The following is a 15,389-nucleotide window of genomic DNA, read 5'->3' as shown; positions in this document are numbered from 1 at the left end:
GACCCGGAGGCCCCGCGCCATGCCGCTCCTCGACCCGACGCTCTGGCAGGACGGACCCACCCTGACCGGCGGCACCGCCCCGGTCGTCGAACCCGCGACCGGCCGTACCCTCGCCACCCTCGACCTCGCCGCGCCCGTCGACGTCGCGGAGGCCGCGGTACGGGCCGGGGCCGCGCAACGCGACTGGGCGCGGGCCACCCACCTGGAACGGGCGGCCGTGCTGCGCCGCGCCGGGGACCTGTTCGGGACCCACGCCGGCGAGCTGCGGGACTGGCTGGTGCGGGAGTCGGGCTCCATACCCGGCAAGGCGGACTTCGAGCTGCATGTCGCGGCGCAGGAGTGCTACGAGGCGGCCGCCCTCGCGTCGCGGCCCACTGGTCAGGTCCTGGCCGGGGAGGCGCCCCGGCTCTCCTTCACCCGCCGGGTGCCGGCCGGGGTCGTCGGGGTCATCGCCCCGTTCAACGCGCCGCTGATCCTGTCGATCCGCTCGGTGGCGCCGGCCCTCGCGCTGGGCAACGCGGTGCTCCTCAAGCCCGACCCGCGCACCGCCGTCTGCGGCGGCATCGCCCTGGCCGCGGTGTTCGCCGCCGCGGGGCTGCCGGCGGGGCTGCTGCACGTGCTGCCCGGCGGGGCCGCGACGGGAGCGGCCGTCGTCGCCGATCCCCGCGTACGGGTGGTGTCGTTCACCGGCTCGACCGCGGCCGGGCGGTCCGTCGGGGAACTGGCGGGCCGTCACCTGACGCGCGCCCACCTGGAGTTGGGCGGCAACTCGGCGCTCGTCGTGCTGGAGGACGCCGATGTCGAGGCCGCCGTGGCGCAGGCATCCTGGGGCTCCTTCTTCCACCAGGGCCAGATCTGCATGACGGCCGGGCGTCACCTGGTGCACGCCTCGCTGTACGACGAGTACGTCGAGCGGCTCGCCGCGCGCGCGGAGGCGCTGGCGGTGGGTGACCCGTACCGCGAGCGGGTGCACCTGGGGCCGCTCATCGACCGGGGCCAGGTGGAGCGGGTCCACGCCCTGGTCGAGGCGAGTGCCGAGCAGGGCGCCAAGGTGGTGGCGGGCGGCACCCACCAGGACCTGTTCTACCGGCCGACGGTGCTGGCGGGGGTGTCCGACGACTGCCCGGCCTACGCGGAGGAGGTCTTCGGCCCGGTGGCGCCCGTGCGGTCCTTCGCGACCGAGGACGAGGCGGTGGCGCTGGCCTCGGCGGGACCGTACGGGCTCTCCCTCGGGATCGTCACGCGCGACGCCGCGCACGGGCTCGACCTGGCCGGGCGCATCCCGACCGGTATCGCACACGTGAACGACCAGACCGTCAACGACGAGGCCGTCGCCCCCTTCGGCGGGGTCGGCGCGTCGGGCACGGGGGCCCGCTTCGGCGGCGAAGCGAACCTGGACGCCTTCACCGAACTGCGCTGGACCACGGTCCGCTCGACGGCGCCCGCCCACCCGTTCTAGCGGCCCGTCCCCGTCGCGGAATGCACGGGGCGGATTGTTCGTTCACGCAGGACAACCGGCTAGCAGGAGGTCTGGACACCGTGGCGACAGTCGAGCTCACCAAAGAGAACTTCGATCGGACGGTCAGCGACAACCCGTTCGTGCTGATCGATTTCTGGGCGGGCTGGTGCCGGCCCTGCCTGCAGTTCGCACCGGTCTACGAGAAGGTGTCGGAGGCCAACCCGGACCTGCTCTTCGCGAAGGTGGACACCGAGGCGCAGCAGGAGCTGGCCGGGGCCTTCCAGATCACCTCCATCCCGACGCTGATGATCGTCCGGGACCAGGTGGCGATCTTCGCGCAGCCCGGCGCGCTCCCCGAGGCGGCGCTGACCGACCTCATCGCGCAGGCCCGCGCCCTGGACATGGACGAGGTCCGGGCGAAGATCGCCCCGTCGGACCGCCCCGAGGCACAGGGCGACGAGGGGGCGGATGAGCCGGGAACGTCCGGCACGCCGGAGGTCTGACATTTGCCGCCGCCGCTCCCGCCCCGCGGCGACACTGGCCGCATGACTGAAGCGGTGGAGTACGACGTGGTGGTGCTCGGCGGAGGACCGGCGGGCGAGAACATCGTGGACCGGACCCGGGCCGCCGGGCTCACCACGGCCCTGGTGGAGAGCGAGCTCGTGGGCGGCGAGTGCTCGTACTGGGCCTGCATCCCGAGCAAGGCGTTGCTGCGCCCGGTGCTGGCCCGGGCCGACGCGCGCAGGGTCCCCGGCCTGGCGGGAGCCGTCGGGGGCGCCCTCGACGCGGAGGCGGTGTACGCGCACCGCGACTACTGGACCGGGAACTGGAAGGACGACGGCCAGATCGACTGGCTCGACTCCATCGGCGCCCACGTGTACCGCGGCCACGGCCGGCTCTACGGCATCCGCAAGGTCGCCGTCACCAGCCCCGAGGGCGAACACCACGTCCTCACGGCGCGGCACGCCGTGGTGATCGCGACGGGTACCCGGGCCGTGATCCCGAAGCTTCCCGGGATCGTCGGGGCCCGCCCGTGGACCAGCCGGGAGGCGACCTCCGCCCGTCAGGCGCCGGGGCGGCTGCTGATCGTCGGCGGCTCGGTGGTCGCCGCCGAGATGGCCACCGCCTGGCAGGCCCTCGGCTCCCGCGTCACCGTCCTCGTACGGGGCTCGGGACTGCTGCCGCGCATGGAACCGTTCGCCGGGGAATTGGTCGCCGAGGCGCTGCGCGAGGCCGGCGCGGAGATCCGTACGGATGTCGCGGTGGAGGCGGTCGTACGGGACGGGGCGACCGGGCCCGTCACCGTCGTGCTGGAAGGCGGCGAGACCGTCGAGGGCGACGAACTGCTTATGGCGACGGGCCGCGCCCCGCGCACCGACGACATCGGGCTGGACACCGTGGGCCTGGTGCCCGGCGAGTGGATCGCTGTCGACGACAGCTGCCGGGTCCCCGGCCACGACTGGCTCTACGCCGTCGGTGACGTCAACCACCGCGCGCTCCTCACCCACCAGGGCAAGTACCAGGCCCGGATCGCCGGCGCGGTCATCGCCGCCCGTGCGGCCGGCCGGGAGGCGGCCGACACCGGCCCGTGGGGCGCGCACACCGCGACCGCCGACACCGCCGCCCTCCCGCAGGCGGTGTTCACCGACCCCGAGGCCGCGGCCGTCGGCCTGACCCTGGCCGAGGCGCAGAAGGCGGGCCACCGCGTCCGCGCGGTCGACTACGACCTCGGGAAGGTCTCCGGCGCCGGCCTGTACGCCGACCCGTACCCGGGCCGGGCCCGGATGGTCGTCGATCTGGACCGCGAGGTGCTGCTCGGCGCCACCTTTGTCGGCCCGGGCGCGGCGGAACTCCTGCACGCGGCCACCATCGCGGTCGCGGGGGAGGTGCCGATCAGCCGGCTGTGGCACGCGGTCCCGGCCTTCCCGACGGTCAGCGAGATCTGGCTGCGGTTGTTGGAGACGTACCGGGGCTGACAGCGGGGGAGTCGGGAGCCGCCGGTGATCGATTGGCCCTGGAGGCGGTCGGCGGGGGCCGGTTGAATGGCGGCACCGACGAACGAAGGAGCCACCGTCCGTGATAGTGATCGCACACCTCAGCGATGTCCACTTCGACGGCGACGCGCGGGCCACCGACCGCGCCCGCCTCGTCATGGAGTACCTCGACGGCCTGCCGTACGACCTCGACGCGGTGCTCGTGAGCGGTGACATCGCCGACCGGGCCGCGCCCGAGGAGTACGACGCGGCCCGCAAGGTGCTGCGCTCGCGCCACCCGCTCGTCGTCTGTCCCGGCAACCACGACGAGCGGCTCGCCTTCCGGCGGGGCGTCTTCGGGGAGTCGGAGCCGACCGCGGAGCCGGTGGACCAGGTGGTGCGGGGCGACGGCTTCGTCCTCGCCGTGTGCGACTCCTCCGTCCCGGGCGAACACCACGGTTTCCTTGGGGAGTCGACGCTGGAATGGCTGGACGGGGTCCTGACCGACACCCCGCGCGACGTACCCGTCCTGGTGGCCTTCCACCATCCGCCCGTCACCCTGCACATTCCGTACGTGGACGGCATCCGCCAGTTCGGCGAGGAGCGCCTCGCGGCGCTCGCCGAACGGCACCCGCACCTCAGGGCGTTCCTGTGCGGGCACGCCCACACCGGGGCCGCCACGACCTTCGCGGGCCGGCCGCTGCTGGTGGCGCCGGGCGTGGTGTCCACGACACGGCTGCCGTGGGAGGCGCAGAGCGGTGCCGACGAGCACGTGCACCTCGACGAGCCGCCGGTCGTGGCGTTCCATGTCCTGGGCGAGGACGGGCGGCTGACGACCCACTACCGGGTCGTCGTGGACCGCCGGTAGCCGCTGCCGTCCCGGGCGCGGGTGAGGTGGCCCGAGGTGACCAGGTACCGCCGCAGGGCCGAGCAGTCCTCGTGCACCGTGCGCAGCGCGTCGTTCACCTCCGGCTCGGTGTACTCGCGACCGGGGGTGAAGAGCGTTTGGGCGAGGTGGGCGAGCAACTGCTCGCGCCGGGCCGCCTTGCGCGGAATGGCGGCGAGGCGGCCGTGGGAGAAGAGGTCCTCGACGCCGCGCGGTGTGGTTCGGGTGCTCTGCGATGAGTTCTGTACCGTGCTCTGTGACATGCCGTGCAGCTTTGCGCGGCTGTGTCGGGCGCGCAACGCGATTGTCGGTGCCGGGAGTCGGCCCCACGGCCCACCGGTCCCGGACGTCCTCCGGGATCGGCGGGCCGCTTGCGTGGGGCTCAGGGACGCATGGGCTCAGGGGACGACGGTGATCTGCTGCGCGGGGTCGGTGGTGTCGGTGACCTTGTAGACGGCGTTGAAGGTGGAGGAGGTCGCGCTCGTCGGGCAGCCGAACCCGCCCGTGACCGTGACCGGCACCGAGGCGTTGGTGAAGGTCAGACCGGACGGGGCGCCGTTGGCCCAGGTGCCGCCGACGCTCGCCGGCCCGCCCGGGGCGGCCGTGACCGTACAGGTGGCCAAGCCGGTGGTGTGGACGACGAGGCCGCCGGTCGGCACGGTCATGGTCGCGGTGACGGGGGAGTCGTTCTGCATGGACACCGTCCAGGCGCCGCTGGTGGTGACCGTCGGGGTCACGCCGGGCATGCTCGACGTACAGGAGCTGTACGTGGGAGCGGAGATCGGCGAGGAGACGGCCCCGGCGGCGTTGTGGTTGCCGGGGGCGGCCGGCACCGTACCGGTGGAGACGGAGACCGAGCAGGTCACGGTGACCGACCCGGCCTTGAGGGTGGCCTTGCCGCTGAGCGTGGCCTTGAAGGCGTGCCCGGCCGGGGTGACGGTGGTCGAACCGGCCGGCGGTAACGGCGCGGCGGTCGCGGAGGCGGAGGCCATCGTCAGGGCGGCTGCGGCGGCCATGCCGAGGGCGAGCGCGGTGCGCGTACGGCTCATGGCTGTACTCCTTGGGAATCGTGGTGCGGGGTGGGGGAGCGGGTGGGGTCCGCCGGCGCGTCCCGGGTGGGGATGGGCTCCCGGGAGGCGGTGGGGTCCGCGGCCTCGGTGGCGTCCGGGGCGCGCGGGGCGGCGTACGGCTGCCAGGCGAAGATCAGGCCGCCGCCGAGGATGCCGAGCAGGGTGCCGATCAGGAAGCCGCCGAGGTTGGACAGCACCAGGGCGGCGGTGGCGATCAGGGTGGTGAGGACGCCCGCGAGGGTGCGCTGTCGGGGGGCGAACCAGGCCGTGAGCCCGAGGACGATCATGATGATCCCCATCAGGACGGACGGGATGCCCGCCACCCCCTGTTGGAGCATGATCTTCAACGGTGCCAGCGGTAGGACGCAGATCCAGGCCCCGGCCGCGACGGCGGCCAGGCCGCCCCAGAAGGGTCTGCCGCGCCGCCAACGCCGCCACCCGCGCCACGACGGCCGGTGACGGCTCAGAAGCATTCCTTCTTCCCCTTGCTGATGTCCATGCTCAGCCCGGAGAGTTTGAAGGTGCCCGCGTTGGTGGCCCAGGCGGTCTGGCGCAGATCGGTGATGGCGACGGTGTCGGCCTGCTGGGCGAACAGGTCCTGCATGCCCACCGCCTCCGCCGGCCCCTTGTCGAGGGTGGAGGCGTCGCGGCCGATCTCGATGTTGCTGAACACGGCGTCGCCGGAGAGCTGGGTGGCGTCGACGAACAGGTTGCTCGCCTCGACCGGGTTCTTCTGTCCCGCGGTGAGATTGAGCGAGATGTCCCCGATGAGGGGGAGCGTGGTCACCACCGACTGGCAGAGGCTGTGGAGTTTGGCCTCCTTGATGGCGGTCACCGCCACGGGGATCAGGTCCTGCCGGGCGTTGACGTCCACGCTGCCGTACTGGGCGAAGCCCTCGCCCTCCAGGCTCTTCGCCGACACCTTGAACTGCTGTCCGGAGACGGCGAAGGAGGCGGCGAGCGCGCCTTGGGCGAGAGCGATCCCGAGGCCCGCGGTCACGGCCACGGCGGGCACGGTCAGCAGGGCGAACCGCCGCCAACGGACCCGTCCGGTGCCGCTTCGGTCGTCCTCGCCGGTGGGGTCCTCGGTGCCGGGCGGTTCGGATAAGTTCGGTGAGCTTGCCATGAGATCGTCCCTGTATCTCGGCTGTGCACCTTTGTTACCGACGAGTTGAATGTAAGAGTGCCAATGGAGGTTGGCAAGGTTGCTCGAACGTACCTTTTCGGCCGACTCCTACTGCCCCGTACGCCGCTCCGTGGCCTCGGTGCGGAGCAGTTCCGCCACCTCCGCCTCGACCCGGCGGGCCATCGCGCGGGCGAACTCGGCGGCCACGACCTCGCCGGCCACCGGCCGCAGCGCCGCGGCCGCCTCGGAGATGTGATCCAGCTGGGTGGCCGAAAGCCGCTCTGCCCCGTCCGGAGCGACGAGCCCGTCCGGTCCGAGGTGCCCATTCGGTCCGAGGAGCCCGTCCGGTCCGATCACGTGCCGCCGGAACAGCCCCACGAACCGGTCGGCGAGCGCCGCCGCCTGGTCTTGTACGAAGCCCCCCGCGTCGAGGATCTCCGCGAGCGGCACGCCCTGGCGCACCAGCGTGAGGGTCGCCTCCAGCAGCCGCCGGCTGCGGTGCGTGATCCGGTCCCCGTCGATCCGCAGGTACCCCAGCTCCGCCGCCCGCCGGGTGTCCTCGGCGGTCGCCGCCGCCCCGAACAGGTCGCGCAGCTCGGCCGTGGTCATGGTGACCGGCTCCTCCTGCTCCCAGTCGCCGGTCATCGCCCGCTCCAGGCCGAGCAGTTGGGACAGGCCGCCGCCCCGCTCCCACGCGTCGAGCAGTTCGGCGATGCCGTTGACGGAGTAGCCGCGGCCCAGGAGGTCGTTGATCAGCCGCAGCCGCGTCAGGTGGTCGTCGGAGTACCAGGCGACCCGGCCCTCCCGGCGCGGCGGGGGCAGCAGCCCGCGCTCCTGGTAGTAGCGCAGGTTGCGGACCTTGACGCCGGCCGCCCGCGCCACGTCCTCGCGACGGTAGCGCCCGCCGCCGCTCCGCCCGCTGTCCCCCCGGTCGTCGCCACTTCGGCCGTCCCGTACTTCCCCCTGGCTGCCCACCCGGCCGAGTGTAGGACGTACCGGCAGGTCACATGGGCTCTACGGGCGCCCTTCCCGTTCCATCCGCTTGACGGCCCGCAGCACCACGAACTTGGGTTCGCTCGCGGCGACTTCGCTGTTGCCGAACAACCGCTTGAGGTGGGTGTGGTAGCCCATGTGGCGGTTGGCGACCACCCACAGCTCGCCGCCCGGTCGCAGCACCTTGCGGGACTGGGCGAACATCCGCAGCGCGGTCGCGTCGGTGGTCGCCTGGTGGGAGTGGAACGGCGGGTTGCACAGCACCAGGTCCACCGAAGCGGGGTCCAGCATGGCCACGCCGTCGCCGACGAGGAAGTCGGCCCGGTCGCGGTCGTGCGTCACGTTGGCGCGGAACGTGGCCTTCGCCGAGGCGATCGCCTGGTACGACTCGTCGGTGAACACGACCTCCGCCCGGGGGTCGGCGACCGCCACCGCGGTGCCGACCACGCCGTTGCCGCAGCCCAGGTCCACGACCCGGGCACCGTTCGTGTTGTTCGGGATGGACTGCAGGAAGAAGCGGGTGCCGACGTCGAGCCGGTCCGCGCAGAAGATGCCCGCGTGGTTCACCACGGTCAGGCCGGCACCCGAGCCGCCCTCCGCGTCGACGGTGTAGGTCACCGGCCAGGGGTCGGCGGACGCACCCTGGGCGGTCCGGGAGCCCTGGGTGCCCGCCACACCGGCCGTGCCGGCCGCACTGGGCGTGCAGAAGATCAGGCGGGCCTTCTTCTCGGCGAGCGAGGTCTTCGTCGGACCCAGGATCCGCTCGAAGAGGCGCAGCGTGGAGGTGTGGATCTCCTTGACCATGCCGGCGCCCACCACGACGCTGTCCGCGTGCAGCCGCGGCGCCAGCCGGTGGAGCTGGTCCTCCAGCAGCGCCAGGCTCTTGGGCACCCGGACCAGGAGCACGTCGATCCGCGCGGGCGGCTCGTCCTGCGTGGTCAGCAGGGTCACCGTGTCCTTGGCGGTGCCGACCCCGGCCCGATCCAGGTTGGCCATGGTGGCCGAGCGGGTCAGGGAGGAGTCGGTGATCTGCGTCGGGTGGTGGGCGGCCAGGGCCGTCGTCAGCGCGCCCCAGCGGTCGCCGAGGACGGTGATCTGCCGACCACCGCCCAGGTCCACCGGTCCGCGGTCCCCGGTCCCGGAGTCGAGGTGGTGGAGCAGGTACTCGTCGGCCGCGTCCCAGGCGCGCAGCCGGTCGCGCGGGTCCTGGGGGAAGCGGGTGAGCTCGTAGGAGCCGAAAGGCGTGGTCAGACGGTTCATATTGGCCCCAGGCTATCCGAGACGGCCGCCCGGCCCGCAATGGACGGGGCCGGGCGGCCGGGCGTCGGGCGCCACCGGCGGACCGCCGCGCGGACATCCCGCCCCGCCATCGTGGCGTCCTACGCGGGCGGCTCGCCCGCCATGGCGGCGGCGATCCGCAGGTACGGGGCCGCCTCGGCGGCGCGGCCCCGGCGCTCCAGGGTCCGGCCGAGCATCAGCTGCGCGTAATCCTCCACCGGCCAGCGCTCCAGGATGGCCCGCAGCTCCGCCTCGGCGCGCGAGAGCTGGGCGGAGTGGTAGTAGGCGCGGGCCAGCAGCAGCCGGGGCGCGAGCTGCTCCGGGACCTCGGCGGTCAGGGTGGCCAGGACGCGGGCCGCGCTCGCGTACTCCTTCGCCTCGAAGAAGAGACCGGCCCGCTCCCAGCGCTCGGCCGCCGTCCCGTGTCCGTAGTACGCCTCGCGCGCCTGGTCCACGGCGTCCTGGGTCTCCCGGGCCTCCTCGGCGTCCATGGCCGCTCCTTCCGCCGTTCGGGTGCTGTGTCGGTCCCTCCAACACAGTGGCTCCCCCACGCATTCCTCGGAACGAAGCGGCCCCGACGGTATTAGGTTGTGGGGTATGAGCAATCTCGATCGCCAGCCCGCTCTCTCCGTGTGCGGCGGCCGCGGCTTCGTCGTGGCCGACCCGGTACGCGAGCTCCTCAGCCCGCGTACGGTCAAGCTCGGGGAGTCCACCGAGGTCCGCCGGCTGCTGCCGAACCTGGGGCGCCGGATGGTGGGCGCCTGGTGCTTCGTCGACCACTACGGCCCCGACGACATCGCCGACGAGCCCGGCATGCAGGTGGCGCCCCATCCGCACTCCGGTCTCCAGACCGTGAGCTGGCTGCACGAGGGGGAGGTCCTGCACCGCGACAGCGTGGGCAGCCTCGCCACGATCCGCCCGCGCGAGCTGGGACTGATGACCTCGGGCCACGGCATCAGCCACTCCGAGGAGAGTCCGCGCCCGCACGCCCGCCTCCTGCACGGCGCCCAGCTGTGGGTGGCCCTCCCGGACGCCCACCGCGACGTGGCCCCGCACTTCCAGCACCACGCGGACCTGCCCCGGGTCACGGCCCCGGGCCTGACCGCGACGGTCATCCTGGGCACCCTGGACGAGGCCACCTCGCCCGGCACCGCCTACACCCCCATCGTGGGCGCGGACCTCGCCCTGACGGCCGGCACCGAAACCCGGCTCCCGCTCGACCCGGACTTCGAGTACGCGGTCCTGTCGATGTCGGGCGAAACCCACGTCGACGGCGTCCCGCTGCTGCCGGGCTCGATGCTCTACCTGGGCTGCGGGCGCACGGAACTCCCCCTGCGCGCCGCCTCGGACGCGGGCGTGATGCTCCTGGGCGGCGAACCGTTCGAGGAGGAGATCGTCATGTTCTGGAACTGGATCGGCCGCTCCAACGAGGAGATCGTCCAAGCCCGCCAGGACTGGATGGAAGGGACCCGGTACGGCGACGTCAAGGGCTACGACGGCGCCCCGATCCCCGCTCCGGAACTCCCCGCGACCCGCCTGAAGCCGCGGGGTCGGGTGCGCTGAGAAAAGGCGCGGCCACGGGATGCCGCGCTTGAGGGGGTGCGGGCGAGGTGCGGGCGAACCCCCGGCCTGGCGAGGGTTCGCCGACCGCCGGGTCAGAGCAGTTCCGCGGCCTCGGCCTCGTCAAGGGAAGGCTGGGCCGGGACCAGGAACCGGCTCGACTTGTCGGCCAGTACGCGGGCGAAGAACTCGGCGGCGTCCGGTCGCATCCGGGCCAGGGCGACGAGCGCGGTGATGGCGGTGTCCGCGACCTCCGCCTGCACCTCCTCCCAGGTGTGCGAGGTGCCCTTGCGCGGGTTGGTGCCGTGCACGCCGATCACGGCTTGGGCGGCCTCGCCGAATTCCTCCCCGATCTTGAGGACTTGCAGGGTCCACTGTTGCTCGGTGGGCACCTTCCGTTCGTCGTCGCGTTCCCTGAAGCTCCGGGCGAGCTCGCCGATGGTCTTCCACACGTCGTCCACGGGGTCCTGCCTCGATTCTGGTCGGGTGGCTCAGGTACGGCGGTGTCGGCCGCGTCCGGCGCGCAGCGGCGCCGGGGTGTAGCCGGGCACCGGGACGGACGCGGCCGGGGCGGTCGGGTCGATGAGGCGCCGGGCGGCGGCGTGGTCGGGGGCGACGGCGACGGGCTCCCAGGTGAAGCCGTCCCAGCGGACGATGACTCTCGGGCGGTCCGGCCGGACGTGCTCGCCCCGTGCCGGACCGGCCGTGAGCGGTACGGCGCGGAGCTCACCCACCGTGCGTCTGCGGCGTTCCCGGCGGGCGGCCCATGCTTCCAGCGGCTCGTCGGCCGGGTTGTCGGGTTCGATGGCCATGCGGTCATCCTTGCCCAGCACGGGTGCGGGGACGCGGACGACACGAGGGCGGATGCCTTGCGACTCCATGAGCGTGCAACGGCCCCGGGTGTCAAAGGAGTTCGCTGTGGGTGCCGGGCGGTCCGGGCGGCGGAGCCGGCCGGATTCGAACCGGCGTCCTCACGGTTTTGGAGACCGCGCGCGTCGACCTCTGCGCTACGGCTCCGCCGGTCGGTACCTTACGCCCGGGCAGCGGCCCGGCGGCCCCGGGGTCCGGCTTCCGCTCCCGCGAGTGGGCAACCACCGCGTTACCCCCAGTGGTTGCCTCCTCGTCCGGGCCGGGCCGGGCCGGCCCGCGACCAGCTGCCGTTCCTGACGGCCGCGCGGAACGTCGCCCCGCCGACGCGCTCGCGCGGTGCCGGCCCCCGGCGCGGCGCGAGGTCCGCCGCGCCGTGGCGGCCCGCGACGGCCGCACCAGCGGCGAGGGCCCGCGCCGGCTGGTCAGCGACGGGCACGGCGCGGAATCGGTCAGCGAACGCGAGTTCGTCGTCCTGGACCGCTCGGGGCGCGTCCGGCTCCCCCCGAAGCGCGCCCGGGCCCGGACCGTGCTTCCTCGACCCGCACCGGCTGCGGTGGGAACCCGGATCGCGCCGACCGCGTCCAACCGCCGACCAATGATCCGCTGCGGGGAGGTCGGCGATGCGTGTGCGCGTGGGGACGGTTCTCGCGGTGTTGCTGTGCGCTGCCGGTTGCGGCCCGGGCGCGACGGCCCCCGGGCCGGGGGTGACGGACGGCGTCGTGGCATCCGCCGGTGCCGGCTGTGTGCACGGCGCGGACGCCACCGTCACGGAAGGGGACAACGGCCGGCGCATCTGCCTGGATCGGCACGGCACGGTCCGGGTGTCGCTGGAGGGAAACCCCGCGCCCCCCGTATCGGTGACGGGACCGGCATTGGCAGAGGTCTCCGACCACGTCTTCCGGGGCGCGTCCGCCGGTACCGCCGTCTTGACGTCCGCGGTCCGCGACTGCCCGGAGCCGACTCCCGCCGCGCCCGGCTCGGTCGGCTGCCTGGCGATGGTGCTGTGGCAGGTCACCGTGGTGGTCAAGTGAGGTGGTCGCCGCACGGGCGGACGGGCCCGGACCGATGCCTGCGGTCCGGGCCCGTCCCCTTCACGTGCGGGTCAGCTGGTGCTGACGGCGCTGTCGTCTATGACGAACGAGGTTTGCAGGCTGGAGTCCTCGGTGCCGCTGAACTTGATGCTCACCGTCTGCCCCGCGAAGGAGGAGAGGTCGAAGGACTTCTGCGCGTAGCCGGTGTTCTTGTTGAGGTTGGAGTAGCTCGCCAGGGTGGTGGAGTTGGCCTGGACCGTCAGCTTGTCGTAGGCGGTCGTGGTGGTCGTCTCCGCCGTGTCGATGTGCAGGTAGTAGCTGAGGGTGGCGTGGCAGCCGGCCGGGATGGTCACCGACTGGGAGAGCGAGTCGGAGTGCGTGGAGCCGTAGCCGTTCAGCCACGCCTTCCAGGAGCCGGAGTGGGCGGGCTCGCCGCTGCCGTTGTCGACCACGCCGGTGGAGGCGGTCCACGGGGTGGCGCTGCCGGTTTCGAAGCCGGGGTTGCCGAGGAGCTGCGTGGGCGTGCAGCCGCCGCCGGTCGGGGTGACGGTCCAGGTGAAGGAGGCGCCGCCGGCCGCGTTGGTGGTGTCCTTGGCGGAGACGGTCACGTTGTAGGTGCCGGCGGTGGTCGGCGTACCGCTGATCAGGCCGGTCGAGGCGTTGACGGACAGGCCCGGCGGCAGCCCGGTGGCGCTGTAGGTGAGGGTCTGGCCGCTCGCGGAGTCGGTGGCCTGGATCTGGAGCGAGGCGGCCGTGTTGACGGCGGTGGAGCGGTTGCCGGGGTTGGTCACGGTGACGGTGTTGCCGCCGGTCGTGCCACCGGTGAAGGCGGCGGTGCCGTTGGGGGTGCCGAGACCGGTCGGGCCGTCGTAGCCGGACTTGGCGGTGCAGAGGTAGCTGCTGCCGCAGGAGCCGTTGGCGCCGCTGGTCACGTCGTTGAGGGACGCGGTGTGCGCGTACGGGTACGACGACGGGTAGCTTCCCGCCGCCGGGGTTCCGGCGAGGGCGTAGACGGAGGCGATGATCGGCGCGGAGGCGCTGGTGCCGCCGTAGACGTTCCAACCGCTCGCCTGGTAGCTGTCGTAGACGGCGAGGCCGGTGGCCGGGTCGGCGACCGCCGAGACGTCGGCGACGGTGCGCTTGGCGCAGCCGCTGTCGTGCTGCCAGGACGGCTTGGTGGTGTACGCGGAGCAGCCGGAGCCCGCGCCGTTGCCGCCGGCGCTGCTGCCCCAGACGGCTTCGGACCAGCCGCGGGAGGTGCCGCTCGCCCGCGTCAGCGAGGTGCCGCCGACGGAGGTGACGTACTGGGAGGCCGCCGGGTACTCGACCCCGTAGCCGCTGTCACCGGAGCTGACGGTGATCGCGACGCCCGGGTGGTTGAAGTACGAGGAGTCGGAGGTCGGGTCGGTGGAGTCCTCGCCGCCGCCGTAGCTGTTGGAGACGTACTTCGCCCCCATGGTCACGGCGCGGTTGACGGCGGCGCCGAGGTCCTCCATGGACGGCTGGTTCGCCTCGACGAGCAGGATGTGGCACGAGGGGCAGACGGCGCTGACCATGTCCACGTCGAGGGAGATCTCGCCGGCCCAGCCGGAGTCGGCGGTCGGGTAGGAGGTGCCGCCGTTCTGGTCCACCTTCTCGAAGCAGCCGTTGGCGGTGGTACAGGCCGGCAGGCCGTACTGGGAGCGGTACGCCGCCAGGTCGGACTCGGCGTTCGGGTCGTCGTAGGCGTCGATGATGGCGACCGTCGCGCCGGCGCCGGCGGAGGCCGGCAGGGCGTACGCGCTCTGCAGGTCGGTGGGTCCGTAGCCGGACGGCAGGATGTTCGGCGCGAGGCTGAGCTGCTGCTTGACGTCGGTGCGGGCCAGCGCGTGGCAGGCCATGAAGCCGGCCTTCACGGGCTCCGAGCAGAGCCGCTGGGTGTGCACGGCCGATGAGGCGGTCGACGCGGGCCCGGTCGACGCCGTGGACGGCGAGGCGACGGCGAGTAAGCCGCCGGATATCAGGGCCGCGACCGCGACCAGGCTTCTGACGCGGGTGACGGATTTCGAGTGCAATGAACGGCCCTCCATGGGGGGTGGGTCACCACGGCGTGGGATGGGGTCCTCATGGATGGCAGGTACATGTCATCTTTGACCACGAGGAACGCCGCGGCTGACGAGTGGCACGGGTTCATTGATCTGGCGAACTGCCACCACGTGCTGTGGTGGCCACCGCAGAACCTAGTGACGCCGGTCCCAAGGGGCTACCCGGCAAGGGCAAAGGATTGCTTTCGGTCAGTCATCTCCGGGTATACCGTGTGCTGCCATGGAGTTGGACGAGAGCACCGTCAACGACCTTGTGGCGCTCGGTATTTCGCGCTACGAGGCACGGGTCTACCTCACGCTCGTCAGGCGCGACTCGTACACCGCCGCGCAGGTCGCGCGCGCCGCGGACGTGCCCCGCCAGCGGGTGTACGACGTGCTCGACGCGCTGGTACGCCGGAACCTCGCCGTCCTGCGCCCCGGGCGGGTGGCCACCTTCTCCGCCGTCGCGCCGGAGCCGGCCCTCGCCCGGCTCATGGCCCTGCAACGGGAGTCGCTGGAGCGGATGGACCGCGCCTCGGCCGCCCTCGCCGCGGCGCTGGCCCCGGTCTGGGCCGCCGGTCAGACGCATACCGACCCGCTCGACTACATCGAAGTGCTGCGTGATCCCAAGGCGATCGCCGAGCGTTTCGCGGGCATCCAGGAGCAGGCGACGCAGGAGCTGCTCAGCTTCTGCAAGCCCCCCTTCGTCGCCCCGGCGGCCAACGACGAGGGGATCGAGGCCGTCCGCAGGCTGCGTCGGGCCGGGGGCAGGGCGCGTGCCGTCTACACCCACGAGGCTCTCGGTGACGCGGAAGTCCTGGAGAACGTCAATCGGTTCGGCGCGGCCGGGGAGGAGTCCCGCTTCACCCGGGAGCTGCCCCTGAAGTTGATCGTCGCCGACGCCTCCATGGTGCTGTGTGACATGCCCGATCCGATGGCCGAGACGCGGGCCACCACCGCCCTTTACATCGAGCACCCGGCCCTCGCGGCCTGCCTGCGGATGTCGTTCCTGACGGTCTGGGACCAGGCCGAGACGGTGGCCGACCTCGGCTCGCGCTAGCGTCCCGCCGGCCCGGCCGG

17 protein-coding genes and 1 tRNA gene are annotated in these 15,389 nt (G+C 73.0%); 7 read left to right on the top strand and 11 right to left on the bottom strand.

Features of this window, described 5'->3' with window-relative positions:
• Nucleotides 1-19: 19 nt before the first annotated feature.
• From ACFVXJ_RS24260 to ACFVXJ_RS24245, 4 genes are all read left to right on the top strand, one after another.
• Complete coding sequence (locus tag ACFVXJ_RS24260) at nt 20-1,459, top strand: aldehyde dehydrogenase family protein (RefSeq protein WP_389664632.1); 1,440 nt, start codon at nt 20-22, stop codon at nt 1,457-1,459.
• 80 nt (nt 1,460-1,539) lie between these two features.
• On the top strand, nt 1,540-1,962 hold the full coding sequence (locus tag ACFVXJ_RS24255; protein ID WP_389664631.1) for a thioredoxin family protein: 423 nt from the start codon (nt 1,540-1,542) through the stop codon (nt 1,960-1,962).
• Nucleotides 1,963-2,004: 42 nt separating this feature from the next.
• Nucleotides 2,005-3,435: a dihydrolipoyl dehydrogenase family protein gene (locus ACFVXJ_RS24250; RefSeq protein ID WP_389664630.1), complete on the top strand. Its 1,431-nt coding sequence runs from the start codon at nt 2,005-2,007 to the stop codon at nt 3,433-3,435.
• Between the two features lie 100 nt (nt 3,436-3,535).
• Entirely contained in the window at nt 3,536-4,300 is a 765-nt protein-coding gene (locus ACFVXJ_RS24245) for a metallophosphoesterase (protein WP_389664629.1), read from the top strand.
• On the opposite strand, the gene ACFVXJ_RS24240 is transcribed toward ACFVXJ_RS24245, so the two are convergent.
• From ACFVXJ_RS24240 to ACFVXJ_RS24210, 7 genes are all read right to left on the bottom strand, one after another.
• Nucleotides 4,273-4,581 (bottom strand): DUF2087 domain-containing protein, encoded by a 309-nt coding sequence (locus ACFVXJ_RS24240; protein WP_389664627.1) that lies wholly within the window; start codon nt 4,579-4,581, stop codon nt 4,273-4,275. The two genes, ACFVXJ_RS24245 and ACFVXJ_RS24240, sit on opposite strands and share 28 nt — an antisense overlap.
• A 135-nt stretch (nt 4,582-4,716) precedes the next feature.
• Nucleotides 4,717-5,367, bottom strand: a complete 651-nt coding sequence (locus ACFVXJ_RS24235) for a hypothetical protein (protein ID WP_389664626.1) — start codon at nt 5,365-5,367, stop codon at nt 4,717-4,719.
• Nucleotides 5,364-5,861 carry a DUF6114 domain-containing protein gene (locus ACFVXJ_RS24230; RefSeq protein WP_389664624.1) on the bottom strand — a complete coding sequence of 166 codons (498 nt, stop codon included), beginning with the start codon at nt 5,859-5,861 and terminating at the stop codon, nt 5,364-5,366. The genes ACFVXJ_RS24235 and ACFVXJ_RS24230 overlap by 4 nt, the downstream gene beginning before the upstream one ends.
• Entirely contained in the window at nt 5,852-6,514 is a 663-nt protein-coding gene (locus ACFVXJ_RS24225; protein WP_389664622.1) for a DUF6230 family protein, read from the bottom strand. The genes ACFVXJ_RS24230 and ACFVXJ_RS24225 overlap by 10 nt, the downstream gene beginning before the upstream one ends.
• Before the next feature lie 108 nt (nt 6,515-6,622).
• On the bottom strand, nt 6,623-7,489 hold the full coding sequence (locus ACFVXJ_RS24220) for a MerR family transcriptional regulator (RefSeq protein ID WP_389664621.1): 867 nt from the start codon (nt 7,487-7,489) through the stop codon (nt 6,623-6,625).
• A gap of 39 nt (nt 7,490-7,528) precedes the next feature.
• Nucleotides 7,529-8,758: a methyltransferase gene (locus ACFVXJ_RS24215; protein WP_389664772.1), complete on the bottom strand. Its 1,230-nt coding sequence runs from the start codon at nt 8,756-8,758 to the stop codon at nt 7,529-7,531.
• A gap of 128 nt (nt 8,759-8,886) precedes the next feature.
• Nucleotides 8,887-9,276 (bottom strand): tetratricopeptide repeat protein, encoded by a 390-nt coding sequence (locus ACFVXJ_RS24210; RefSeq protein ID WP_389664619.1) that lies wholly within the window; start codon nt 9,274-9,276, stop codon nt 8,887-8,889.
• 106 nt (nt 9,277-9,382) lie between these two features.
• On the opposite strand from ACFVXJ_RS24210, the gene ACFVXJ_RS24205 reads away from it, so the two are divergent.
• Nucleotides 9,383-10,348 (top strand): pirin family protein, encoded by a 966-nt coding sequence (locus ACFVXJ_RS24205; RefSeq protein WP_389664618.1) that lies wholly within the window; start codon nt 9,383-9,385, stop codon nt 10,346-10,348.
• A gap of 92 nt (nt 10,349-10,440) precedes the next feature.
• On the opposite strand, the gene ACFVXJ_RS24200 is transcribed toward ACFVXJ_RS24205, so the two are convergent.
• The 3 genes from ACFVXJ_RS24200 to ACFVXJ_RS24190 all read right to left on the bottom strand — a co-directional run bounded on the left by ACFVXJ_RS24200 (nt 10,441) and on the right by ACFVXJ_RS24190 (nt 11,362).
• Nucleotides 10,441-10,806, bottom strand: coding sequence for a MazG-like family protein (locus ACFVXJ_RS24200; RefSeq protein WP_389664616.1), 366 nt, complete (start codon nt 10,804-10,806; stop codon nt 10,441-10,443).
• 30 nt (nt 10,807-10,836) lie between these two features.
• Complete coding sequence (locus ACFVXJ_RS24195) at nt 10,837-11,157, bottom strand: DUF6087 family protein (protein WP_389664615.1); 321 nt, start codon at nt 11,155-11,157, stop codon at nt 10,837-10,839.
• Nucleotides 11,158-11,287: 130 nt separating this feature from the next.
• Nucleotides 11,288-11,362: transfer RNA gene (locus ACFVXJ_RS24190), tRNA-Trp, on the bottom strand.
• Nucleotides 11,363-11,835: 473 nt separating this feature from the next.
• On the opposite strand from ACFVXJ_RS24190, the gene ACFVXJ_RS24185 reads away from it, so the two are divergent.
• The gene (locus tag ACFVXJ_RS24185) at nt 11,836-12,246 is read left to right on the top strand and encodes a hypothetical protein (RefSeq protein ID WP_389664614.1); all 411 of its coding nucleotides are present in this window, start codon (nt 11,836-11,838) and stop codon (nt 12,244-12,246) included.
• 71 nt (nt 12,247-12,317) lie between these two features.
• Here ACFVXJ_RS24185 and ACFVXJ_RS24180 read toward each other — a convergent pair whose 3' ends face one another.
• Entirely contained in the window at nt 12,318-14,300 is a 1,983-nt protein-coding gene (locus ACFVXJ_RS24180) for a putative Ig domain-containing protein (protein WP_389664612.1), read from the bottom strand.
• 250 nt (nt 14,301-14,550) lie between these two features.
• Here ACFVXJ_RS24180 and ACFVXJ_RS24175 point away from each other — a divergent pair, with 250 nt between their 5' ends.
• Nucleotides 14,551-15,369, top strand: coding sequence for a TrmB family transcriptional regulator (locus ACFVXJ_RS24175; RefSeq protein WP_389664611.1), 819 nt, complete (start codon nt 14,551-14,553; stop codon nt 15,367-15,369).
• Nucleotides 15,370-15,389 lie beyond the last annotated feature (20 nt).

Source organism: Streptomyces sp. NPDC058279 (assembly GCF_042881255.1).
Taxonomy (GTDB): domain Bacteria; phylum Actinomycetota; class Actinomycetes; order Streptomycetales; family Streptomycetaceae; genus Streptomyces.
The sequence above is the reverse complement of the archived record's forward strand: the minus strand, read 5'-3'. Positions and strand labels throughout refer to the sequence as shown.

Excerpts from the sequence above, each read along its gene's own strand:
- ACFVXJ_RS24260 (WP_389664632.1), top strand. The coding sequence starts at position 20 with ATGCCGCTCCTCGACCCGACGCTCTGGCAGGACGGACCCACCCTGACC.
- ACFVXJ_RS24250 (WP_389664630.1), top strand. The coding sequence starts at position 2,005 with ATGACTGAAGCGGTGGAGTACGACGTGGTGGTGCTCGGCGGAGGACCG.
- ACFVXJ_RS24240 (WP_389664627.1), bottom strand. The coding sequence starts at position 4,581 with ATGTCACAGAGCACGGTACAGAACTCATCGCAGAGCACCCGAACCACA.
- ACFVXJ_RS24235 (WP_389664626.1), bottom strand. The coding sequence starts at position 5,367 with ATGAGCCGTACGCGCACCGCGCTCGCCCTCGGCATGGCCGCCGCAGCC.
- ACFVXJ_RS24230 (WP_389664624.1), bottom strand. The coding sequence starts at position 5,861 with ATGCTTCTGAGCCGTCACCGGCCGTCGTGGCGCGGGTGGCGGCGTTGG.
- ACFVXJ_RS24225 (WP_389664622.1), bottom strand. The coding sequence starts at position 6,514 with ATGGCAAGCTCACCGAACTTATCCGAACCGCCCGGCACCGAGGACCCC.
- ACFVXJ_RS24210 (WP_389664619.1), bottom strand. The coding sequence starts at position 9,276 with ATGGACGCCGAGGAGGCCCGGGAGACCCAGGACGCCGTGGACCAGGCG.
- ACFVXJ_RS24205 (WP_389664618.1), top strand. The coding sequence starts at position 9,383 with ATGAGCAATCTCGATCGCCAGCCCGCTCTCTCCGTGTGCGGCGGCCGC.
- ACFVXJ_RS24195 (WP_389664615.1), bottom strand. The coding sequence starts at position 11,157 with ATGGCCATCGAACCCGACAACCCGGCCGACGAGCCGCTGGAAGCATGG.
- ACFVXJ_RS24185 (WP_389664614.1), top strand. The coding sequence starts at position 11,836 with ATGCGTGTGCGCGTGGGGACGGTTCTCGCGGTGTTGCTGTGCGCTGCC.
- ACFVXJ_RS24175 (WP_389664611.1), top strand. The coding sequence starts at position 14,551 with ATGGAGTTGGACGAGAGCACCGTCAACGACCTTGTGGCGCTCGGTATT.